The 22,916-nt window shown below is 43.3% G+C and carries 20 protein-coding genes; 2 read left to right on the top strand and 18 right to left on the bottom strand.

Going from position 1 to position 22,916, the window contains the following annotated elements; translation table 11 throughout:
- Nucleotides 1-4 precede the first annotated feature (4 nt).
- From H144_RS0129500 to H144_RS0129425, 15 genes are all read right to left on the bottom strand, one after another.
- Nucleotides 5-1,111 carry a serine hydrolase domain-containing protein gene (locus H144_RS0129500; RefSeq protein WP_019945736.1) on the bottom strand — a complete coding sequence of 369 codons (1,107 nt, stop codon included), beginning with the start codon at nt 1,109-1,111 and terminating at the stop codon, nt 5-7.
- Between the two features lie 36 nt (nt 1,112-1,147).
- Nucleotides 1,148-1,855 carry a 4'-phosphopantetheinyl transferase family protein gene (locus H144_RS33625; protein ID WP_019945735.1) on the bottom strand — a complete coding sequence of 236 codons (708 nt, stop codon included), beginning with the start codon at nt 1,853-1,855 and terminating at the stop codon, nt 1,148-1,150.
- Between the two features lie 259 nt (nt 1,856-2,114).
- Nucleotides 2,115-3,518 (bottom strand): isochorismate synthase, encoded by a 1,404-nt coding sequence (locus H144_RS0129485; protein ID WP_019945733.1) that lies wholly within the window; start codon nt 3,516-3,518, stop codon nt 2,115-2,117.
- Nucleotides 3,519-3,638: 120 nt separating this feature from the next.
- Entirely contained in the window at nt 3,639-4,376 is a 738-nt protein-coding gene (locus H144_RS0129480; RefSeq protein WP_084600052.1) for an iron-containing redox enzyme family protein, read from the bottom strand.
- Nucleotides 4,357-4,980, bottom strand: coding sequence for a GNAT family N-acetyltransferase (locus H144_RS0129475; RefSeq protein WP_019945731.1), 624 nt, complete (start codon nt 4,978-4,980; stop codon nt 4,357-4,359). Before H144_RS0129475 ends, H144_RS0129480 begins: the two co-directional genes overlap by 20 nt.
- 98 nt (nt 4,981-5,078) lie before the next feature.
- Nucleotides 5,079-6,689, bottom strand: coding sequence for an AMP-binding protein (locus H144_RS0129470; protein ID WP_019945730.1), 1,611 nt, complete (start codon nt 6,687-6,689; stop codon nt 5,079-5,081).
- Nucleotides 6,690-6,760: 71 nt separating this feature from the next.
- Nucleotides 6,761-7,660 (bottom strand): hypothetical protein, encoded by a 900-nt coding sequence (locus H144_RS0129465; protein ID WP_019945729.1) that lies wholly within the window; start codon nt 7,658-7,660, stop codon nt 6,761-6,763.
- A complete protein-coding gene (locus H144_RS32800; protein WP_019945728.1) occupies nt 7,650-9,587 on the bottom strand; it encodes a chorismate-binding protein in 1,938 nt (645 codons plus the stop codon). The genes H144_RS0129465 and H144_RS32800 overlap by 11 nt, the downstream gene beginning before the upstream one ends.
- A 24-nt stretch (nt 9,588-9,611) precedes the next feature.
- Nucleotides 9,612-10,760 carry a porphobilinogen synthase gene (locus tag H144_RS0129455; RefSeq protein WP_169409444.1) on the bottom strand — a complete coding sequence of 383 codons (1,149 nt, stop codon included), beginning with the start codon at nt 10,758-10,760 and terminating at the stop codon, nt 9,612-9,614.
- A 145-nt stretch (nt 10,761-10,905) separates the two neighbouring features.
- Complete coding sequence (gene pabB / locus H144_RS32795; RefSeq protein WP_019945726.1) at nt 10,906-13,041, bottom strand: aminodeoxychorismate synthase component I; 2,136 nt, start codon at nt 13,039-13,041, stop codon at nt 10,906-10,908.
- 133 nt (nt 13,042-13,174) lie between these two features.
- Nucleotides 13,175-14,503: an APC family permease gene (locus H144_RS0129445; protein ID WP_019945725.1), complete on the bottom strand. Its 1,329-nt coding sequence runs from the start codon at nt 14,501-14,503 to the stop codon at nt 13,175-13,177.
- Nucleotides 14,503-14,853: a hypothetical protein gene (locus H144_RS0129440; RefSeq protein WP_019945724.1), complete on the bottom strand. Its 351-nt coding sequence runs from the start codon at nt 14,851-14,853 to the stop codon at nt 14,503-14,505. Before H144_RS0129440 ends, H144_RS0129445 begins: the two co-directional genes overlap by 1 nt.
- A 66-nt stretch (nt 14,854-14,919) precedes the next feature.
- Nucleotides 14,920-16,944, bottom strand: coding sequence for a glycoside hydrolase family 3 protein (locus tag H144_RS0129435; RefSeq protein ID WP_157505256.1), 2,025 nt, complete (start codon nt 16,942-16,944; stop codon nt 14,920-14,922).
- Complete coding sequence (locus H144_RS32790) at nt 16,931-17,680, bottom strand: glycosyltransferase (protein WP_019945722.1); 750 nt, start codon at nt 17,678-17,680, stop codon at nt 16,931-16,933. The genes H144_RS0129435 and H144_RS32790 overlap by 14 nt, the downstream gene beginning before the upstream one ends.
- 52 nt (nt 17,681-17,732) lie before the next feature.
- Nucleotides 17,733-20,180 (bottom strand): outer membrane beta-barrel family protein, encoded by a 2,448-nt coding sequence (locus H144_RS0129425; RefSeq protein WP_019945721.1) that lies wholly within the window; start codon nt 20,178-20,180, stop codon nt 17,733-17,735.
- Between the two features lie 248 nt (nt 20,181-20,428).
- Here H144_RS0129425 and H144_RS34120 point away from each other — a divergent pair, with 248 nt between their 5' ends.
- The gene (locus H144_RS34120; protein WP_084600050.1) at nt 20,429-20,797 is read left to right on the top strand and encodes a helix-turn-helix domain-containing protein; all 369 of its coding nucleotides are present in this window, start codon (nt 20,429-20,431) and stop codon (nt 20,795-20,797) included.
- Between the two features lie 264 nt (nt 20,798-21,061).
- Nucleotides 21,062-21,493, top strand: coding sequence for a GNAT family N-acetyltransferase (locus H144_RS33620; protein ID WP_019945719.1), 432 nt, complete (start codon nt 21,062-21,064; stop codon nt 21,491-21,493).
- On the opposite strand, the gene H144_RS35270 is transcribed toward H144_RS33620, so the two are convergent.
- The 3 genes from H144_RS35270 to H144_RS0129405 form a co-directional block, all read right to left on the bottom strand.
- Nucleotides 21,426-21,749 (bottom strand): aminoglycoside 6-adenylyltransferase, encoded by a 324-nt coding sequence (locus H144_RS35270; protein ID WP_510185779.1) that lies wholly within the window; start codon nt 21,747-21,749, stop codon nt 21,426-21,428. The two genes, H144_RS33620 and H144_RS35270, sit on opposite strands and share 68 nt — an antisense overlap.
- Nucleotides 21,722-22,267 (bottom strand): aminoglycoside 6-adenylyltransferase, encoded by a 546-nt coding sequence (locus H144_RS35265; RefSeq protein ID WP_051100213.1) that lies wholly within the window; start codon nt 22,265-22,267, stop codon nt 21,722-21,724. Before H144_RS35265 ends, H144_RS35270 begins: the two co-directional genes overlap by 28 nt.
- 227 nt (nt 22,268-22,494) lie before the next feature.
- On the bottom strand, nt 22,495-22,916 hold a 422-nt coding region (locus H144_RS0129405), incomplete at its 5' end, for an integrase core domain-containing protein (protein ID WP_019945718.1).

The following is a 22,916-nucleotide window of genomic DNA, read 5'->3' as shown; positions in this document are numbered from 1 at the left end:
GTACTTAATAAATTACCGACAGCCGCTGAACGAAATCCTTCCAGTCTACACCACCGTCGCCGCTTCCAAGTCTTACCACGATCAGATTTTTGGATGGATTAACATAAAGAAGTTGTCCGAGAATCCCTTCTGCCAGAAAATCTCCATTCGAACTCGGCAACCACCACTGGTATTGGTAATTCGATGCGCTTCCATTTGTAGTGTCCACTTTTGTAGATTGCCTCACCCATCCCTTCGAAACAATCTGTTTACCATTCCAATCGCCATTCCCTAGGTACAATCTTCCAATTTTAGCAAGGTCGCGGGCCCGGACATTAATGCAACAAAATGTTTTCTCCAAACCATTACGCCGCCTGTCAATACTCCAACTGGCATCGAATTCCATCCCCAAGGGAACCCAGATCTTGTCCTGCAAATAATGAGAGATCGTTTCATCTTTCAATGCTCGTTCAAGCACTAGTCCCAATACTTGCGCGCTGCCACTTTGATATTCAAATTTCTTACCTACCTCATCGACAATTTTAAGTTTCGAAATTGCTTTTCGAAGATTCCTCCCGTAGTAAAAGGTTGAAATATCGCCGAACGGATTACCATAGCCCTCATTAAATCCGATTCCGGAGGTCATCTGCAACAAATGCTCAACTGTTACATTCTCAAAGCCGTTAGCCGCAAGCTCCGGAACATATTTGATCACTCGGTCGTTTACAGACCCGATAAGCCCATCGTCTATGGCACACCCTATCAGAATCGAGGTAATCGATTTGGCAATTGAGAAAGAAGGGATAACCGACTCACGATCGTAACTTCCAAAGTACTTTTCATATTCAATTCTATCATTCCTGATAATAAGAAAAGCCACAGTCTTATGCGCCTCCAGGTACTGCCCGAATGTCCCCTCTGTTCCAGGAAATGTAAAGCCCGCGGGTGGGGCGTTGTTCACCGGAGGCTGAAAAACAAATTTCTCAGGGCCGCTCCTGACATCCCTCTTTGGGAATTTCCTGTGATCCGTCACGCCCGCAAAATTGTAAATTATAACTCTTGTCACCGTGCAGGAAGAAATAAGTAGTCCTGTAATAAATATCACCAGGAAAGCGGATTTGTTTCGTTTCATCGAAAGTATGGCGGGTCAATGTCACAGAATGACTAATTAATGTTGATGCAAAAGAGGTAAATGCGAACTCAGCAGGTCAGTTAGCGATAATACGCGAACGTCCACACTACTTAACTCTCCATTAGACGCAAGCGAGCATATCGAATCCGGATTGAGTTGTAAGTCACTCAAATGATAGGTTCTATTTTCAAGAACACCGACGTTTTCATGCAGCGCTATATACCTGAAAGGCTTACCAAGCCCCACCCCGTCGACCTTGACCACTGCTTCCTTCCGGGTCCAGTACCTCAGAAATGTATAGTTGATATTTTGCGAGGATATGATGTGTTTCCACTCGTCATCTCCGAATTGCCTTCTGAAGTTTTGTACTTCTATCTCTCTGTTTTTCTCAATATCGATACCTACACTTCCGCAATCGGATATCGCACACACCAGCTCATCGTCAGAATGAGATATACTGAAATACAGTAAATTACCATCCAAATATGGCTTCCCGCTGAACGTGTACCGGATGTCAAAAAGGTCCTTCCCAGCCCCTAGATCACAAAGCCCCCTGAGAAGCAGTAATTTCCCCAATACAGCCGAGCTCAAATCGATCCCGATCACAAAATCGGCCATCTTACTGACTAAATATTCCGGAAACAGCGGAAGACAAGCTTCAATTTGCCTCTGCGAAAGTACCTGATTAATTTCCAGATAGTAAACAATAACCATTCCCAAAATCAACGACAGGGGTGGTAACATGTCGATGCCAAATTCATCTACATGATTTTTTTTAAATATTTAGCCAGGTCGCTAACGGTATATACATTTACCAGGGAGTCCAGATCGTCGAGAACTGACACATTGAATGTATCTTCGATCCTGTTCAAAAAACCTATTACATTCAGTGAATCTATCAATACATCTCTTTTGATGTGAGAATCATAATTGATGATCACGCTCATGTTTCTTTTGGGAAGAAAGTCCCTTAGCACCTCTATTATCTTGTCTTCCATATCGATTAATTGCAAAGCGAGTATTGAATAAAATGAGACATTTTGTTTTCCATTTCCTCCCATTCACAAACCGGGTCTGAATCCGCAACGATACCTACGCCCGTAAAGACGTGTAAGGCATGGTCCTTGTACAAAGCGCAGCGTAAGCTGACGCAAAATTCGGTTTCCTCCTGAGAGAGCATTCCGAAAGCTCCGGCGTACCACCCCCTTCTGAAGGCCTCCGCATCGTCGATCCGGTTCAGGGCCATTACCGTCGGAACCCCTCCAACCGCGGGCGTGGGAGAAAATGACGTAATAATATCATAATCTGTTAATTCCGGCCTGAGTGTGCCGCTAAATTGTTGCAGAAGATGCTGAACATTAAAATGTCTTTTAATGTCCCGGAGCTGGCTCGACTTAAAATCGGTACACAACCGGGATAAAACATCCTGCACGAAATTGACCACAAAAGAATGCTCCATAGAATCCTTGTCGCTCAAAAAGAGCTCATTTTTCAACAGGAGTTCCTCTTCTGCCGACCTTCCAATACGTGTAGTCCCCGCCAGGGCTTCACAAAAAATACCGTCCCCTGTTCGCTTGTACAGTCTTTCGGGTGATTTCCCAAAAAAGGCATCCTTCTCAGATAGCTGAATGTAATACGTGAAACCACTTGTGTCCGATTCGGCAAAATAGACAAGCAAATCAATCGGTGAAACACGACCGCCCGATTGAACTAAATCGAATTGGGTCTTTCTTGCAAGCACTATCTTTTTTAAATCTCCTCCCGACTTTATTTCATGAGTCGCCGCTTCAATCAACGTTACCCATTTCTCCTTTATCGGTTCGTCGGTCCGGGAAGCAAGAGAGAATGAGAATGCAAGTGGAGTATCTGACGGTTCAAAATTTAACTTCGAAAACTCCCGCTCCACATTACCAACGGCCGATTCCAACTCCGAACGGTCACGAATAAACGTGTTAACCCGCAACCATAAAAAACCAGAATTGCAGGTACGCAACTCAAACATCGGAAGTACGAAGGTAAACCTGTGATAATCGATCCAAAGATCGTCGAACGGTTCCTCTGTGTTGAAGCAAATGCCACCCAGATATCCCGGAGTGCCGGGCGTCCCCGTCACACGTGAGATTAAATTAATGGCGGCATTAAGCTCATCTAAACTATCCCCCTGAATCTTATGTGCGAAATTCACACCTGCAATCTCCAAATTCCGTTCACGGTCCGCCCAAAAAACCTTTTTTTCCGAATCTTGCCTGCGAAACCAACTTAGTACAGCGCCTGGCGAATGATTTTCAATAGCGACCTCGGTACTTTGAATGAACGGCCACATTATCTGATCAGACTCCGACCTGCATGACAGCGCCTGCATTTCGCTCTTGAAAGCCTTTAAAAGGTCGGCAACTTTCGATTCCATACTCCGTATTTCAAACTTCTCATGTTCAAGATATTGGACACCACCAGTTCATTTCAGAGGGGACTGGCAACCACGCCAGTCCCCCGAATATCCGTAATGAAGCTGAACTTTCGTCCGTCCCTAAGCCAGATAGGTGTTCAAGAATGAATATCTGCTTGGGGCACCGTTAATTAGTTTGTCATACTCGTCAACAACCTGGTTCATCATATCCGATTGTAAGCGAAGGGTTATTTCCAATACTTCGCCGATACTCTCCCAATCCTCATCGGTTTGACAAAACTTATTGAGCATTTCTTCAATTTCCTGAGAATGCTTTTGGTCTATGGTTGAATGCGACACCAGGAAAGAAGTATGCTTGTTCGTAAGCGACAAGGTCTTCGTAAGCATGCCCAACACCGACTGGATGTATTGGTAAGAATCCTCTGCCCAGAAACTGTACCCTAATCTTCTTAACGGATTACCTGTTTCCGAGATATTATACAGGTAGCTGATCAGGATCTGCGTTGAAGCCAGGGGCGCAGGGAGATCCTTCGCCTCGATGCTAACGCCCAGATTAAGCAGGTCATGAAAAGCCATTAATTCATGGCCAGTCTCTTCCTCTGCATGTTCGTAACAGAACTTCATGTAGTGCACAGGCATTTCATCCATACGTGTTGCGACCAAAGCCTGGTGCTTTGGATTGTGTTTGACGTAGTGATAGGTCTCGATTAAATAAATGGCGTAAAATCGCCTGTCGTAGTCCCCGCCAAGTGTATACTTAAACCATTCGGCAGATTCGGCAATGCGTGCCCATTGTGCATCGCGTTTATCTTTCAATTCCAGGAATCGCGTTCCTTCTTCAATCAGCATTTGTTCCATAAAGGTATTTGTTTTCAATTGTTAATTTTGCTTTTTCAATGTCACCTTCAATAAGATAATACGGCTCGATTCTCCGGTGTTTAAGGTAGATCTCCTGCGCGGACACCAGCTCCGCACCTAGTTTGCAGTAGAGCTTGACGTGACGGGAATTGCATATGGCAAAAAACCTGGAAAAACCGGTATGTGCCATAACCCACACGGACAAGTGATAGAACATAAAGGCGTGTAATCCCATGTTACGAAAATCTTTATGCACATACACCCTGTTTACCTGTACGTACGTAGAGGCGTCAAAATGGAAGTAAAAATCATCCGGCAAATGCTTCGAAATTTCCCATGAGTTGTTCGAAAAAGGAGTAACTCTGCAACTACCGATTACCTGCTCCCCGGACGCCAGATAAAATAGAATTGAACAGTCATCAAATTCATCCATTGCGGGATAAACATTTTCGTAATTCAGCAAGTAAGGAAATTGCGCTTCGCACAAGTCTAACCTCGAATTGAAAATCCGAATTCTTTCCTGCTCACTATTTGCAATTCCGAAGTTCAGGCCGCCATAATTCACCCCTTTCGAAAAAGAAGCTTTTTCTTTATCTACGAACATATTTCTAATAAAAATAATGGTAAACTTATCTTAGACCGGCTAGTTCAAATGGAGGCGGCATAGCTGCGCATACATAATTGAGACACACCGAAAGCATACTATTTCACCATTTGATACAAGCCCTCGATCTCTTCCTGATATCGCCCATACACCATTTTTCGTCTGATTTTATGCGATCTTGTAATCATCTGATTCTCCTCCGAAAGTTCGTTCCGTAACAACAGGAAATCGATTACTTTCTCATGCTGTGGAAGCGTCTCATTTATCTTTGTAAGCGCGCTTTCAAGGTATCCCTGATCGAATGTCTCAAGTGTTTTCACAAACACCAGGGCAATCAGATAAGGTTTGTTGTCCCCGTAAACCAGGCAATGCTCCACTCCCCCAATTTCAGCGATCCTTTCTTCAATCCTTTCCGGTATAATATTCTTCCCCCTATCGGATATGATGACCTCCTTTTTCCGCCCTTCAATAGTTACAAATTTCTCATGGTCAATGGAAGCAAAATCACCGGTGTTTATCCAGCCATTACCAATAAAAGTGTCCGAATTGGCTTGCTCATGCAAATACTTGTCTGCGCACCGGAATTCCGACTTTACCAACAACACATTATCATCCGCCAAATTCAGACTAATCCCCTCAAATGCTATCCCGACCGTCCCTAACTTTTCCGCCCCGGGCACATTGCAACTTATCATACCGATCTCCGTCATACCATATCCCTCAAAGATCGGATAGCCCAGAAACTGAAACATTTTCTTTAAGTTGAGTCTGCTGGGGGCAGCTCCGATGATCATCACTTTCAGCTTGCCTCCAAGGTATTCTTTACATTCTGCGCACTCTTGTTGAAGCACATTGACCCACTTTCGTAAGTTCTGCTCTGTATAGGTGTCGTTCTCCGCTTCGGCGAGCAGGGTCATTTTTTTGTTATCCGTCCTTATTTTCCGCCGGATCTGCTCATAAATCTGCTCATATATTCCGGGGACGGTAACAAGAGCCGACGGATTAAATTGCTTTCCTCTCAATACCAGATCAATCGGATCAATCAAGCTTACATTATAGCCAAAAATCAACCCGCCCAATGCGTATTCAAAATGTACAATATGGGAGAAAGAGTGACAAACAACCCAATTGTCATCGCGGGTGAGGTTGAAGTTCCTGACATAGCCGCCAATATGATTCATGATCCTGTCTCCATAGAGGTGAAATGCCTTCAAGGTCCTGGATGCGGTTGTGCCAGATGAGAACGCGATGATATCTACAAATGGATTCTCGGGCTCGATACTGTGCAATTCCGTTGCCGGATCACGCATAACAGGCGTATCAGCGGTATTGAGCAGAATCGTGCGAACACCCGTAAAGGCCCTGCTATCCGCCAATTCCTTATCGGCAAAAACGAGATCGAACGACAGGTCCGAAAACAAAAGATTATCCTCTATATCCTGCTCACTTAAACCTTCCGGCAACGCGATGATGGTCCGCTTCGTATACATGCAGGCAATAGCCGCCAACAACCATTGATAAGATGGCCTTCCTATAATTAATGCCGCAGACTGCCCCCCTCCTGTTGGGGCGAAGTTTTCGTTCGTAAGCAATATTCTGAGATCACCATACAGCTCCGCGTAACTCTTCTTCGAAAAACTCCCATCCAAGCATTTAAATGTAATTGAATTATAATGATTACAGGCGATGTTTCTGAACAGATTTTCCATAAATTCATTGTGCTTTGGGGGTAAATATCAGCATCCACATTATTCTATACATCAAAGAACTATCCACCCAACTAAGGCTCCAAAACAAACGAGCCCCACCGGTAGTTACCGATCGTGAAGAACGCGAATGAATCACGGCCATCGGAGTTCCTGCTTTTTAAATAATCTACAAAATTGATAAACACGTCACAGGCGAATACATGCCCCAGCTTGCTCAGGTTTTCCAGATAAAGTTGATCGGAAGTTAATCCAAGTTGCGATTTAAAGCCTCGCTGCGCGAGCAAGCTATAATTTGGAAAGAACACTTTTTCAAATTTTCTTTCCGGCGAAATAACTTTCCAAATCTCTTTCATATGATCGGTGTTCTTCTTAAAGTATGATATGATATCATATGTCTTGCTGAGATATTCAAGGTCATTTCTCAATGTAAGGTCTTTTAACTTAAACTCCCCTTTTTCGCGACTTAGGACAAAGGATACGGCACCATCGCTCAGTATCGACTCCGCTGAGTTCATAAATCGATCGGCACTGTTTTCAATCCGGTCTGAAAGGACAATCACAATATGAGGCAGTTCCGACGTAGCCAATAAAGCCCTTCCTATTTGCAATGCACTGGCGAGGTTGGCACAATTTGACATAAACGTGCCATGCACATATGCTTTTGTTAAATTAAAGTCGCGAAGAATGCGATCAAATTCAGGGTAGACTAAATCAGAAGACCTGAGTGTCAGATTATTGGCAGCATATAACAGTACTCCAAAATCTCCGGGATCAAAGCTACCTTTACTCAAAGTCTCCTCGACACATGCGCGTGCCATGTCAGTGACAGAAATATCCGATTTACAATAGCAGTTTAAACCGGTACTTTCCAGGATAGATATGGTTTCCTCAAACGGCCCGTCAATAGAACTGATGGGAAACGGCCTTCCGGTTCTATATGCAATATTGGAGACAAACAAATTATTCGACATTGTGATTTCTAACAGCTTGTATGACAAAATTTTCAGCAACCAGATCACCGGATTCCGGTAGGATCATGTGTTTACACAGCAATTGCGTGACGGATCTCTTGAGGATATCTATTCCATTTTTTGTAAGAATAGATTCCGGATGGAATTGAAAGCTTCGCCAATTTTCACTTTGCATAGCCAACACTTCATCCGAATTTGTTTCGAGCGAAAATTCAACGCCCGAGAGGTATCTGCTTTTTATTGGCACAAATGTGTTATAGAATCCGACAATCTCCCTTTCACCAAATAACGTAATCTCTTTTTGTACTCCTTGCGAAGGGATATCCTTTCTTACCACATCCAGTCCAATGTATTTGCTAAGAATTTGATGGCCCAGACAGATACAGAGCATCTTTTTTTGCTGTTTCACCAACGCTTCGATATGCCTGAGATTAGATGATATCTTGTCACTTGTCAGGTCATTTGGATTGCCGGGACCTGGACCAACCACATACAGATCAGCGGGTTCCCGTTCCAACGAAAATTCATTGTACGGCACAATTCGTGATGAAGCCCCCAATTGATTAAACATATGAGCGAGCATATGAACGAAATCGTCGTCATTGTCGATTATCACTATACTCGTTCCTGACAATGATGCCGAGTGTGCTACGCTGCCTTGGGAACGAAACCAGAAATTCGAAAGGTTTTGGTTCCGCTCATTCAGAATATAATGTATATCATCATCATTCAGAACAAGAGGAATCAAGCGATCATTAGTGTCTTTGGGGCTGCTGTTCAGCAAACTATCCATCACTGCACCAAGCTTGTATCTCGTTTCGTCCAGTTCGTTCGCCGGAATTGAGTCGCGGACAAGAGTCGCTCCTACTTGCGCAGAGAAGTGTCCATCTTTTTGTATTTCCAACGTCCTAATGAGAATAGGAGAATCGAGAAATTCCTGGCCCTCCTCGTCAGCGCCAACCAACACGATCGCCGATCCATAGTAGCCTCTCGAAGCAGGCTCATATTTCTTAATTACATCGAAAGCATTGCGGATCGGGCTCCCTGTCACAGTAGCAGCAAACATTGACTCCCTAAGCAGATCGATAATATCCTTGTTACTTTCTCCGACCAAAAGGTATTCGGTATGGATAAGTCTCGACATTTCCTTCAATAACGGACCAGACACACTCCCTCCCTTGCTGCACATTTTCGTCATCATTTTGAGCTCCTCGTCAAGCACCATGAAGAGTTCGTTCACCTCTTTTGCATCTCTCAGAAATCCGATCAGGTCATCTTTAAAATGCTTTCTCCGATCATACTTTTTTGTCTTTCTAAAAGTGCCGCTGATCGGATTCATCTTCACTTTCCCTTTCGAAATTTCAATATGTCTTTCTGGCGTGGATCCAATAAAATATTTCTCGCCAGTAAAAAACAAGAATTTCCAATATGTTCCGTAGTCCCTTTTCAGTAAAGACTTAAATACGCTTAGTGCCTTTCTTCCATCAAAGTCGTCAACAAAACCATCAAATCTTCTGGGTATCACAAAGTTACACCCCTCACCATTCTTAATTTCGTTCTCAATAATATTACTGACAAGGTTTTCGTACTCCTGCTCAGTATAGTTAGATTTCATCTCCGAACGGATCGAAATTTCCATCGATTCAATCTTATCGAAAAGATTCTGAGTAAATATCTCTACGGTATCCTCGATATTGATGGAATAGATTTTCTCTCCTTCATCAACTACCGGGTAACCTTTCTCTCTGGCTTGCGAGAAAGGGACAATACTTATTGAGGAGTAAATAGTCTCGCCAGTGTTATTATTTCTAGATCTCTTAATTTGATCCAAACTGTCCAGTTCGGTCATTTTCCCCCTCAACAATAAAACACATTCATCATCTTGTTTTTGGATCAGGCAATATGGTCCCTTCGAAAAGTCCTTCATATCAGGCAGTCAATTGTGGTAAGATTATTTATACTCCTTAGCCAGTCTGGCATACCAGCTCATGTTCCTTCCTACCAACAGCCCAAGCGAGTTTCCGGCTGCGGAACAAAAGCCCTTATACATTTCATCCAGTAGCGAGAAAATCAACTTTTCGGAGACGGATGGATTTTCTTCCAGCATTTTATAAATCATATAAGTTCCGGATACTTCGTAGGCACCCAGCTTCACCTTTTTAAGGTTTGAAAGCAAACTTGAAGTATCCACAAACAGATCTCCCGCCAAATTGTTATCCTCTATCAGTCTTTTCACCACAGGTTTCGACAGAAAGCTTTCCAGAGCAATTTCCTCTTCGATCAGGCAACGAATATATTCTACTAAATGAAAACTTTCGATTGGCTTTTGCAGCATCATTTGTGTGCCCTCTGCAACGTCGATAAGCGCTCTCAGGATCATTTCATGCTTATTCCCTACCAGTATTTTTTGCCCTGTCAAAGCCAGGCCAGGATCATATTTTGTTTCCTGAATATAGGCATTCGAAGTTTCCGAATTCGTTGAGAAAGAATAAACATCCACCCCTGGGTACAACCGATTGTATGCTTCCCTCACTGCCTTTACTTCATGATTCACCCTGCCAATCGTAATAAATGCATTGATTCCGGCATCGGCGAAGCTACTTGCGGTATGAATCAGTACATCCAGCGTACGTTCCGCATCGATCTCTTTCTCGTTGGTACTCACTCCCCACCTCAAGTCCTCGCGGAAGCAAACTCCCTGCGGATCGGTCATAATCACGAGATCGTTGCCAAAAGTACCCCGAACCTTCTCAATCACCTTCCGGCAGTCGTCTATTTTTTCCGCAGTCGATAGATTCTCGTCTGAAGCAATTATTTGTAAAAACACTTTTTCGATCCCGATCTTTAAAACAGCCTCTATCTCCGCCATGATTGTTTCATTTGTATGCAGATAATAGCTGGACTGTCCTTTTCCCATCAGAAGCCTCGCGTTTGTTCCTGCCCGATTACTTACATGCAAAGACTGACAAAGTAAATCTAACGGAACTTCCTTCTCATAATCATTGGTAAGTCGTCGGAAGGGTAAATTTTCCAGCGATGTTATTTGAAATTCACTTAGTAATTCCTTAGCCATCAGGCGTTGTTCTGATACATTCGTCATAGTTACATTATTGTTATGTTCCCCTTGTAAGGCTTCTTGACAGGCGTTATGTTGAGTTTTGACGTTACAGCCCAAGCAACATCGGTTAGGACAAACAGGGTTACTTCCAGTACACATGGTTGTATAGTCGAGTTTAGCAATTCATTCAATTGTTGCGCGTAACCATCTCGTAATCTTCAACCTCCGACATTTCCCGGACTAATTCATGATTTTCGAAGCGTCCATGCTCTGCAAGGTTAATGGCCTTAATCATTGCGTATGCTTTTGTCAGGATTTCCTGAAATTCGGCCTCCGGGTCAGAATCGATGATGATCGCTCCGCCGCTTCCGAAAGACACTCGGCCGTTTTTATATTCAATGGTGCGGATTGCTATATTGAAATCCATTGTATCGTTATAAGAGAAATAGCCAATACAACCGGTGTACACGCCTCGTTCACGCTCTTCAAGGCGATCTATAATTTCACAAGTCCTCATTTTAGGGGCTCCGGTGATCGACCCTCCCGGGAATACATTCTTGAACAAATCGATGATGCTCCTGTTCTCACAGAATTCAGACTGGATAACGGAAGATAGCTGAATTACAGTGGCATATTCGGTAGCCCTTACCAGCTTTGTAACCTCAACCGACCCTCTTTTACTGACCTTCGCAAGGTCGTTACGGATAAGATCGGTAATCATCAGCAATTCGGCATGATCCTTTTCACTACTTAACAATTCTTCCTTTATCAGCTCATTCTCCCATGTGGTACTCCCTCTTTTCCGCGTTCCTTTAATCGGTTCGCAAACTATTCGTCTGCTTGCATCGAGGCTTATGAACCGTTCCGGGGACGAAGAAAGTATCGCGTCACTTCCAAATCTCAAATATGCGCTGAAGGGTGCGGGATTAACCAACCGAAGCACACGGTATAGCATATACGGATCGACAGAAACGTTTGCTTCGAAGTAATTCGTGAGACAAACTTCGTAACTTTCGCCGTTCCGCAACTCTTCGAACACCTGCTCGATTTTGTGCTTGTATTCCTGCTGCGAAAATTTCATCCTAACCTCCACCTCCTCAGGGTCAACGAGGTTCCCCCTGCCACTTTTTGCGAGCACTTTATACTTCTCAAAAGAGATTTGCGCTTCCTGCAAAACTTCCTGAATGGCGCTTGCATAGCCTGCATGTTGTCCGGATCCGCATTCGATACTGCATGCAAAAGTTCGTCCGGTTACATGATCCACCAGGAGGAATTCTTCCACTCGCATAAAAACAATGTCTCTCGACCTTTCCCCTTTTGGAAAGCTAGACTCCCCGTAGCTCGTCCAACGCTTTGCTTCGTAGCTAAAAAATCCAAGCAGCCCTCCAACGAAAGAAAAAGGAAAATCCGCAGGCACGTTTACTGACTTTTGAAGATTCCTGTTAAGCAGGTCAAAAGGATCCTCCCCAAATGAAACAGCCCTTTGAAACTCCCCGCTTGCAGGATCTCTATGTACAACAGTATTATTATCCTTGTCGCATTCGATGATATAGTCGCTCGTGCCCAGGATAGAATAGGACCCGTTTAACCCCAACTGGCTTGAATCCAGCCAAAAAGCATACTTCAGATCTTTGTATAGCCTGGTAAAAATCTGCTCGCAATCAAGCTTTGTTGCGATTTCCGTAAACACAAACATGTTATCTTTCCCTTCCTTATCTCTCCGAATCGCATTTCCGGTTTGCTTGCATATCTCAATGAAATTACTGATAATTTTAAGCCCATCTTCCGTTCCCACCGATTCGGGGTGAAACTGCACGCCATAGTATGGGCGATCCTTGATCTTAATACCCATTATATCACCCGTTTCACGGACCCGGGCTATCACCTCGACGCAACTATTAGACACATCGTCTTCGAGGATAAGTGAATGATACCTCACTACCTTGATCGCCTGTTTCATACCATTGAATAGCTCGTTCTCCGCGAGTAGGACGTCAGAGTATTTCCCATGCATCACCGAAGGAGCATGTTTGACTTTTAACCCGAAAACTGATCCCATTCCCTGGTGTCCGAGACAAACGCCCAAAATGGGTACGTCGCTAAAATAGTTCATCAATTCCCTGCACACCCCGAAATCCTCCTGCTTATCCGGATGACCTGGCCCTGGCGAAATAACAATGTTGTCGAATTCCAGATACTTGATCTCTTCTAATGAAAGTGAATCATTTTTAACCACGATGGGCTTCGCGTCACTACACCGCCAGATGTAATCAGCTAAAATATGGGAGTACGAATCGTAGTTGTCAATCAGCAGCGTTTTCATACGTTTAGTTCTGATATAAGGTAATTTCTTAGCCAATGCACACGCATACCACCTGCCATTTCCAGACCGGAAACCTATCCCGTCGCATAACGAACACAGACGGAAAGGTGGAAAATAAAAATCTTCAAAATCTCTACTGACCGCTACTGACCAGCCTCTTCTCCTTTTTAAAGCCGACCAGTTTCACAAAAATTGATGCAGCCACTATGACTAAAACAAAGCAGACTACTGCCGAAGCATAAATTCCGGGAATCGAGAATAGTGAGAGTATTCCGAGAATGGGCAGCAACGCTACAAAAAACCATTGAACAGGCCTGGATATTTTAGATTTAAACAGCAGGTCACTCCTCTTCTGCTCAATGTTCAACCTGATTAACGCGAGCATCAACATCGCATACACGAAGCAAATGATCGCAGATCCGACTACTGCAAAGGTTAGCTCCAGTCCAAAACTCACCACAAAAAAAGAACAAATAAAAACGACGCTTCCGAGGGTAATTATAGCGCCGACAGGCACACCGGTAGTTAATGAAATTTTGGTGGTCCATTTAGGCAGATTCCCTTCCCTGCCCAGGGCGAAAATAAACCTCGCTCCGCCCATCACACCGGCATTAAATGTGGAGATAATGGCTAGGGCCGACAATAGCAACCCGGCGTAAGCCCCCGTAGTACCAAAGGTCTCGACTGCAAAGAGAATTTGCGGTGTCGTCCCCGCAGCAATAACTTCCTGCGTAAGCGTCAAGTGCAGGCCGAATGCAAAGCCGGTGTACAAAAGCATGTTAAGTAATATGGCAAGAGGCATAGACAGCGGTATTTTCCATTTGTATGATCCGGCACCAAAACCCATAGGCGTCACCCACTCAAAACCAACAAACAGAAATATGGCCATTCCGACCGAACCAGGAACTTTTGTCCATTGTTCCACCTCGGCAGCCGAGGTCCTGAACGCCTCTATTATATTCTGAGCATTGATAATACCCGCAATACTCAGGATAGCTAGTCCCGCAAACAGGACGTATGTCGAGAACATCTGTAATCCTCTCGGCAACTCTATCCCGTAACAGTTGACAGATACCACGAAGGCTAGAATGCAGAAAATCACCAAAATAGACGGTACTCCCGGTACAAAATATTTTAGCACAACACTGAACATATAGCTCTCAACACTCCCAACCATAACTATAAAAGACAAGTATAGGAAGACAAAAAAAAGAGAGACTTTGTCGCCGAAAGCTTTCTTAAGATAAGTTCGTATGCCCGGAGCCGTTGGATAAATACTCGCAAGGACTGCCACTGAATTGGAAATAACAAGGCAAAAAGTACCGGCTAACAGCAACGTAATGACTGCCCAGAATCCCGTTACATTTTTAAACAATCCCGAAATTACAGCAAAGGCCGTGGTTGAAATGGAGAGGCCAATGCACACGGATATGTAGAAGAGTATCTCTTTGAAGTTTTTCATCACATGCCCCAGATCACAAGTGTAAGAGCATCCAGTTTAATCTGGTCCTGATCACCACCATAAACAAATAATTCACCATCCAACACCGCTTCTGCCGGATTTGTCGTACCGGAAAAAACTTTCAGCAGAATGTCGCTGTCTCCTTCAATAGTAATCTCATGCGCTGATTCGAATAGTCCGTTCTCGATGTGGGATATTTTTCCGTCAGCAACAAACATGGTGTACTGCTCATCGGAATTCAGCGCTTTGATGATAATATTGGGGCTCCAATTATTAATGAGCTTTCCTATTTGCTGATTGGCGTTCAACTTCTCCTGAAAAGCCTGCAATTGATGTTTGATAGCTGTCATAAAATAAGAATAATTTGTCCTTTTATAATAAGTAAGTCTAAACGTTTCAAAACCATTGACCGCAAGCTATTTTTGGGAAATTGAATTCGGTTCATATGAAAGGCCAAAACCAAATGGGAATAGCGGCTGTTCGGAATCGTATGGAGTATCTTCTTTTTGTTGTTCAACTGCTTCAAGTGATGCCGGCATTTCGAAAGGAAGTTTACCTGTAGGCTTATGAACGCCAAATACAACATCTAACAATGGCCCGTCTTCAATACCGAACTGTGCGATAAAACCGCGGCTTTCCTTTACGATTTCGGGAATTACCGCAGGCCGATCCAGAAACATGCACAACACCGTAGGCTTTGTTCTCATTATCTTTATTAACCTGCCCCTTTCATCACCAGAATAAGCCAAACTCCCCTGACGATAATACAATTCCAGAAGGTATTTATTTCTTGGCTCAAAGGGCGCGTCCAGTTTCAGGATCGCCAGGTCGGCGTCTTCCAGATTTTCGGTTACCTCCCCATATTTCGCAAGTTGTGCACGATCTATATTCTCGCTATACACTTTCAGACGTTTCCGGATCGGCAGAATACGCTGCCCACTCATAAGGCCATTTTTCAGTAGCACCAGTGACTTTCGCTGTGCCACCTTTCCAGCCTCGACAAAACGCTTCTGCCCTACTGTTTGATCCGTCTTCGAATAGTCCGACACATAGGGATTGTCAAAAAGGCCAAGCTTGAACTTCTCCCTCAACAATTTCCTAACGGATATATTTATACGTTCTTCTGAAATCATCTTTTTCTTTACCAATTCGACTATCAGTTCAGGCGAATCTTCTCCTCCAAACTGATCACATCCTGCATCGATAATCATTCTGGTCTTCTCCAAATCTGTCAGGCCCTCAACACCCCAACTCTTCGGGGGGTCCAACGGCATGACACCCAATACTTTTTGCTGCTCAATCAAGTTCCAATCCGTACATACGATGCCTTTAAAACCTAGCCTCTCTTGTAACAAACCACTAATGATCGACTTGTTAAAAGCAAACCCCACCTTTTGAAAGCCTTTTTCCTGTGGAATACTGTAATAGGGCATCACCCGTGATACATTGACCGCAAACGCTGCTTTGAAGGGGATCAGATGGTAATCGAACTGACCGCCCGGATAAACCTGGAATTTGCCATAAGGGAAGTGTGAATCTTCTCCGTTCTCCAGCGGTCCTCCGCCGGGGAAGTGCTTTACCATACATGCTACGCTATTGACGCAAACACTATCCCCCTGAAACCCTTGGATATAAGCGCGTACCAATTGAGCACTAAGCACCGCGTCCTCTCCAAATGTACTGTTGACTTTCCCCCAACGGGGTTCTGTTGCCAGGTCGGCCAGCGGGTTCAGATTCAGTCTTATCCCCATCGCCAGATACTCCTGCCGCGCCATTTCCCCGAAAGTTCTCATCAACGCCGTATCGCGGGCTGCCGCCATTCCTATTGGAAATGGCCAGTGCGAAACACTTCCCATGTAAATATTCGACCCTGGATAGTCAACCGCCATATTCAGCGAATTTGCACCTATCGTAACGGGAATCCCCAATCTGGTTCGTTCAGCCATCTTCTGGATATTATCATTCCATCTGGCTATGGCCGAAGGAGGAGCATAATCATAAAGTAACAGGTGATTGATCCTAAGCCTTGCAACTGTCTCCGAATTCGTATGGTGCACCAATGTTAGTGGATTGGTTAAATCCGGCATTTCGCCATAACTCCCATCTTTATTCATGGCTACCAACGGTATATACATCATCCCGGCTTTTTCGTCAAGCGACATCTGCCCGAGAAGGTCGTCGACCCTCCGCTCCACGGGCTGCCTCGAGTCTTCATACACATCCAATAGCCCGTTCTTGTTCAAGTCGCGAAACTTCACACCATCCACTTGAATAACAGGCGCTTCCACCCCAAGCAAACCAAAATTAGATCGCGATCTGATTGTCGGAGCAACCCAAAAAACAATAACAAAAACAAGGAAAATAAAGCCAGCCGTCCCCAATATCCAGTTACGAACAGTAAATTTCCTCTCCTTTTTAGGTTTTATGCTATAAACATCCATAAACATTCCGTTCACACCGATAATGATTTATTATTCTAAAATATTCCACTGGAAGTCGCAAAACATCCATCATCGAAATCTTGGAGTCGCCCTTCTCCACCCATCTGTGTAATGGAAGTTCCAATGAACACTTGTCAATCTCTCCCCCCGACAATTCAATTCGTTTAAAAATCTCAACATCAAAAAGCCACTTCGAAATAAACTTTTCCTTGAATACCTTGCGGGCAACAGGACTTCTGAAAAACTTGGCCCCACACTGAGAATCGTAGATCTGCTTTTGTAAATAGACACTTACAATTGTCGCGTTTACCCTTCCCAGGTAGTGCCGAACAGGGCGTCTGTCGATTACTGACCCTATCTTTGCAATTCTGGAACCGAACACGAAATCAATTTGCCTTCGCCGGTCAAATACATCCAGGAAGTCATCGATCTCTTCAAGAGATGTAGACAAGTCGGCATCCATAAAGCCTATCAAATCACATTTCCCCTTTTGCAATGCGTGATTTATTCCTTCACGTACAGCCCCGGACTTACCAAGGTTCACTACATTTTTGATTACTTCGATTTTCTCGGGAAATTCGCGTCGGATATCTTGAAGAAGCTCATTGGTGCAATCTTTACTTCCATCATTAACAAAGATAAATTTCTTAGAGTTAACAGAGATATAGTTTCTAAACTTATCCACCGGAAGACGTCGCTCCTCATTATAGCATGGTATCACAATGGTAGTATTCATTTTCGCCAAAATTAATATCAGGAAGGAGTTACGATGAAATTCCACAAACTCACTATTCTAACCTCTTCCTCATGTTTTCGGAACTACTGCCCCGATTGCTTCTGTTCGATTTCCCAAAAACATAAGAATATGTCAACTTCACAACTCTAAACTCATACTTATAAGAAATGTCAATATCTAAATTGTGTTCCGGCATAAAGACAAATTCTCGATCATAATTCTTTCTAAATGGATCGCTATATGAAAATCCAAGACTTCCTTTTCCAATAATTTTAGAAAACCCCAAATTAATAGTACTCAGCGACTTTTGTCTTGAAACACCAAGAATAAAAGGAGATTGGTAAAATCCTGATATTTCTACCGAGAACCCTTTTGACAATTTAATGCTATTGTTAAGACTGTATCGGAACGAATATTGACGAAGTAAAACTGGCCGTTTCAAATGACTTGTTTCAATTTCCTGATAACTTCCGACCAGCGAGTTCTGTATTTCCCAAAAATTAGTTACTGAAACCGGGACGGAAGCAGACAACGAATAAATCCGTTTATATTTCAAATTTATGGAAGCATTAAGTTGCTGATTTGTATTTTCGATATTTTGTGGCTGAAATCTTGAAATCGCGTTGTTGTCATAACTGTACCTGAAAGAAAATAAATTTTGCTTATAGGAGTAATCTACATTGACCGCATCCGTGATCGCAGATTTGAGACGTATATTTCCCGTACTCAGTGTATAAGGATCGAAGTAGATGATGAATGGCGCAAGGTCAGTATAAGATGGCCGCGCGATCCTTCGTCCATAGGAAAATTGAAGTATATTATCGGAATTTATTTCCTTAGATATCGAAAAATTAGGAAAAAAATTGCCGAAATTCCTATCCACCATACCGGTTTTCGACGCTGTACTCAATTCTGTATCGGTATGTTCGTACCGTATACCTGCAACGATTTTCCCTCCCTTGATATTAACATTCAACGATCCGTAAATTGCCTGTATATGCTCGTTCAACGAATACTTCTCGGAAAGTGCGCTATTAGCCTCCCAACTACCTTTGTTATTATCTTGAACATTTACATCATTCGATAGCCGGGCGGAAGCGGAATTTACACCTATTTCCATGCGCATCTTTTTACCGATATTCTTCGCATAGTCGATTTGCCAAACCCACATGTTGATAGGGGTGTTCTTTTTCACATTGAGCTTCTGATCTAAAAAAATATCGCCGTCTGGCTTCCAAGCGTGAAGAATGTTGTAGTCAGTAGGATTGTCGTTCTTATAGTACAGATAGTCTGAACTGATGCTCAATTTTTCCTGATCATTAATCTTGTAGTCGCCATACACACTCCCCATTAAGTGACCCCAAAGATTCGTTTCCTGGGTCAGAGTCCTTATATGCCTTGACGAATCCGCGATTGAGCTAACTACATCTGTCTCATTTTCGGCCCCCATCTTCCATTTATTCCGATAGCCCGACATTACGCCACCAAGTGTTATTTTAGACGACATCGCATAATCCATGCCTCCACGAAAATTTTGGTTTGATATTGAAGGCTCCCTCCGGCTCTGGTTAAATATTCCCGTCTCTATGTCGGCTACTTTTACTACGCGTCGATTCGTAAAATACTGGTAGGTATCATTATAGGAATATGAATACTCGCCAAACAAGTCAACTCGGCCTATTTTTGCATTTCCCGCAACCCCTCCTGCCCCTTTGAATCCTGCACCATAACCTGTGCTTAGATTTATTGACACAGATTTCCCTTCATTCTTATACCCTTTTGTCATGATGTTGATAATCCCGGCACTTCCCTCCGCAGCATATTTTACAGGCGGAATAGAAATCAGTTCTATTTTATCCACCTGGTCGGGACTCATTCCGTTAAGCATTTCAAAAATTGCTGTCATAGGGAGTCGGGTGGGTCTCCCGTTTATCATGATGAGTACCCCCTCCTTACCATTGAGAAAAATAGCATTATTCTGTTTACTGGTCGACACGCCTGGCATTACTTGCAAAAGGTCCAACACTGTCCCTCCTTTCGAAGTTGATTTCCCATCCAGATTGATAAGCAACCGATCTCCCAATTGTTCTACGAAAACCTTTTCCTTTTTGACCGAAACCTCAGTTAATGTATTCACCTCTTCTTCCAAAGTCAAAAACCCAAAATCCTTTGCATCACTTAAAGAACGTATATCAAATTCCGACAAATATTTCCTTTTAAATCCAACCATTTGAATCTGAATAAAATATCCTCCTGGAAGAATATTATCAAAAACAAACAGCCCCGATTGCGACGTAACAGCCCCTTTTACCAGCGTAGAGTCTATCGATTTCATAATCAACACACTTGCTCCAACGATGATAGAATCTTTCGAATCTCTAACAATCCCCTTTACACTGGCTTGCCCAAACGATATCGCATAACACAAAAAGTTGACAACTATAACAAGGAAAGCTGTTTTCTTATTTTCCGTACTGAGAAATCGATCGAATAGATTCATTTGAAGTAAATAAAACCAATTTGCGTATACTGAATTCGATGATGTCTGTGGTGAACCATTCTCAGTACATCGAATCTGTTTTGCAAATCTATTTCCAACAATCAGAAAAAAAAGTACAAATCTCGTCCAATTTGAGATGAAAATCCGACCAAATTTGAACGATTCTAGTAGAATATTTAACTAAATTTGGAGGCTATAATGCTCGTACATATTTTCTCACTCTTTCTTAACAATTCACTTAACTGTTTATGAATATCGGAACCCTGCTGCGCAAATTTCGCGACACTCACAGAATCTCCTCCCGTTATGTTGCAGAAAGGATTGGCGTGTCCCACAGCACATACCTGGATTGGGAACATGATAAATCATCGCCATCAATCAGAAATTTCACCAGATTGGCAGCTGCATTGGAATTAGACCCCGTAGACTTAATGTCCTATCTATCTGGAAAAAGTTGTACAGTCAACACCACAAGAGACCTTAGTACGATATCCGACCTGAAGGAAATGGTAAAATATTACCAGCAATATACACACCACCTGGAAAAGGGAAAATCATTAGCGGAGCTTGAACTTTCCCGTCTGAAAGAAGCACAAAGACCGGTATCTGCGGTATAACAAGAAGATATGAAATTTTAAGCACCCGTTTTAAATAGTCCATCACCAAAATTTCCGGAAGCAATAATACACCCACTTTGGCTATCTTGCACCCTCCGGTCGCCACCCCACTAATTTCGCTATTTGCTTTCATTAACTGTTCAGCTCCTAGCAACCAGTCCTACTGTCGAAAATCCCCGGAACGTTTTGCAGAGTCAATACTGTATCTGTATATTGGAGGATTATCGAACTTTTAGTTGGGAATACTTCAATTCCCATTTTTCAATGGATCAATCAACGAACGTTAGGCCTGCACGCCTCGAAGACCTTCCTTATATTTTTGAGCTGGCAAACCAATTAAGCGACTCAATTAAGATATCTGAGCAATATATCGCTGACAACCTTCAAAATTACATCAATGATGAACATCATTTCCTGTACGTTGTTACCGAACATGAAACGGTAGTAGGCTATCTGTCCGGATATTGCCATAATGCTATTTACGCGAGTGGCAAAGTCGCGTACATCGACGAGATTGTTGTTAATGCCCGAAATAGAGGGATGCAATTCGGATCCACCCTGATGTCCGAGTTTGAAAGTATTTGTCGACAGAGAGGATGCCAGCTGATATCACTTGCGACTTATGGTGCTAAAAACTTCTATGAGAACTTGGGATATTACTCGAAAGCCTCCTATTATAAGAAGTATTTGAATTAGACCGGGCAATTTTTCTGAACAGGTCAATCGTCGCATACATGCGGCGCCAGTTACTTTCCCAGTCTGCCGACACATAAATGGTCAAAAACTGCTCATAGATTTCCGGTTTCAGGTAACGTTCGTAATGTTTACCAAACTTGCATGCATTTACCACACCATGACGACTTTCGATGTACCATTCAGTCATCTGCATGAGCGCCTCGTGAATGACCCTATGGAATAACTCTTTCACCAACACCATTTCCTGGCGCCACAATCCTTTTGCCAAACCCGAATTGGTATACCAGAACTCGTTACAGCAATCGGCGAAAGACCGGCCCTAGGAGCTTTGATCAGGTAGTCACGTTCGCTTGCCGGGGGAAAAGGTTCATCCTCGAACAGGCCATCTTTATCCAACAGTAACTTGCAAAGGCCGTCTTCTGTAAATCGCCTGAAATGCTTTAACGGCACCAACGTCAGATCAATGCGATTGCCGTCCATGAATTGCAGCAAATATGAAAAACCACCTTTTATGCTTTCGTCTGGCGGGTATAGTTCCATGTCCTCCGGCATCTGCATAATCATACGTTTGCCAAATACGTCTACCCAACGATGGTCTTTTACAGAAGGATGCAAATTTTTCACGATGTAAATTATATCGAAATCCTGGAAAATATCTTTATGCACGGATGGATTCGAGCGCGACCCATCCTGTATTACTGCTCTTATCCGGGCATCGCTACGGGCAACAGCGAGGATCAACTCCATCATTTGCCCGTCATCTCTACTGTTCATGCGACTGCAAAATTTGCACTTCAATAATTTGTAACCGAAAATCTTCAAAATGACAATTTACAGGAACAGAGCCAAAATTCACAAGCAGTATTCCAAATATTTACAGCTACGCCTCTAAACGTGGTGGCAAGTAATACCTATAAATATAATGATCCATTTGACGTCCTCCCAGGTATTCAGACGGTTGAAAGTAGAGTTTTCGATGTTTTTGACGTCCTCCCAGGTATTCAGACGGTTGAAAGTAGAGTTTTCGATGTTTCTTGATGTAAATTAACAAATTCCTTTGGGGTTAAATCATTCAGCGCGCTGTGAGGCCTGAAGTGGTTGTATTCCCACCGAAAGTCCTCGATTTTTTCTCGGGCGTCGTCCAGCGATAAGAACCAATTGACTGAAAGGCATTCGTCTCGGAATTTTCCGTTAAATGATTCAACATACGGATTATCGGTTGGTTTCCCGGGTCTTGAAAAGTCTAAAGTAACCCTATTTGTGTAAGCCCACAAATCCATTTCCTTCGAGATAAATTCACTGCCATTGTCGCACTGAATACGTTCTGGAAAACATCCTTCGATTAAGCAGATCCTGGTCAGTTCAGCTGCGACATCTGCCCCTTTCAGAGATTTGCCAAGCAGCAATCCGTGGCAGATTTTAC

This window comes from Dyadobacter beijingensis DSM 21582 (genome assembly GCF_000382205.1).
GTDB classification, from domain to species: domain Bacteria; phylum Bacteroidota; class Bacteroidia; order Cytophagales; family Spirosomataceae; genus Dyadobacter; species Dyadobacter beijingensis.
This window is presented reverse-complemented; position numbering and strand designations above follow the sequence as displayed.

Coding starts and splice junctions, on each gene's coding strand:
- H144_RS34120 (WP_084600050.1), top strand. CDS start 20,429: ATGAATATCGGAACCCTGCTGCGCAAATTTCGCGACACTCACAGAATC.
- H144_RS0129485 (WP_019945733.1), bottom strand. CDS start 3,518: ATGGAATCGAAAGTTGCCGACCTTTTAAAGGCTTTCAAGAGCGAAATG.
- H144_RS33620 (WP_019945719.1), top strand. CDS start 21,062: ATGGATCAATCAACGAACGTTAGGCCTGCACGCCTCGAAGACCTTCCT.
- H144_RS0129425 (WP_019945721.1), bottom strand. CDS start 20,180: ATGAATCTATTCGATCGATTTCTCAGTACGGAAAATAAGAAAACAGCT.
- H144_RS0129470 (WP_019945730.1), bottom strand. CDS start 6,689: ATGGAAAATCTGTTCAGAAACATCGCCTGTAATCATTATAATTCAATT.
- H144_RS0129500 (WP_019945736.1), bottom strand. CDS start 1,111: ATGAAACGAAACAAATCCGCTTTCCTGGTGATATTTATTACAGGACTA.
- H144_RS0129455 (WP_169409444.1), bottom strand. CDS start 10,760: ATGACGAATGTATCAGAACAACGCCTGATGGCTAAGGAATTACTAAGT.
- H144_RS32790 (WP_019945722.1), bottom strand. CDS start 17,680: ATGAATACTACCATTGTGATACCATGCTATAATGAGGAGCGACGTCTT.
- H144_RS0129435 (WP_157505256.1), bottom strand. CDS start 16,944: ATGGATGTTTATAGCATAAAACCTAAAAAGGAGAGGAAATTTACTGTT.
- H144_RS0129465 (WP_019945729.1), bottom strand. CDS start 7,660: ATGTCGAATAATTTGTTTGTCTCCAATATTGCATATAGAACCGGAAGG.
- H144_RS35265 (WP_051100213.1), bottom strand. CDS start 22,267: ATGAACAGTAGAGATGACGGGCAAATGATGGAGTTGATCCTCGCTGTT.
- H144_RS0129440 (WP_019945724.1), bottom strand. CDS start 14,853: ATGACAGCTATCAAACATCAATTGCAGGCTTTTCAGGAGAAGTTGAAC.
- H144_RS0129445 (WP_019945725.1), bottom strand. CDS start 14,503: ATGAAAAACTTCAAAGAGATACTCTTCTACATATCCGTGTGCATTGGC.
- pabB (WP_019945726.1), bottom strand. CDS start 13,041: ATGAAAACGCTGCTGATTGACAACTACGATTCGTACTCCCATATTTTA.
- H144_RS33625 (WP_019945735.1), bottom strand. CDS start 1,855: ATGTTACCACCCCTGTCGTTGATTTTGGGAATGGTTATTGTTTACTAT.
- H144_RS0129475 (WP_019945731.1), bottom strand. CDS start 4,980: ATGTTCGTAGATAAAGAAAAAGCTTCTTTTTCGAAAGGGGTGAATTAT.
- H144_RS0129480 (WP_084600052.1), bottom strand. CDS start 4,376: ATGGAACAAATGCTGATTGAAGAAGGAACGCGATTCCTGGAATTGAAA.
- H144_RS32800 (WP_019945728.1), bottom strand. CDS start 9,587: ATGAAGGACTTTTCGAAGGGACCATATTGCCTGATCCAAAAACAAGAT.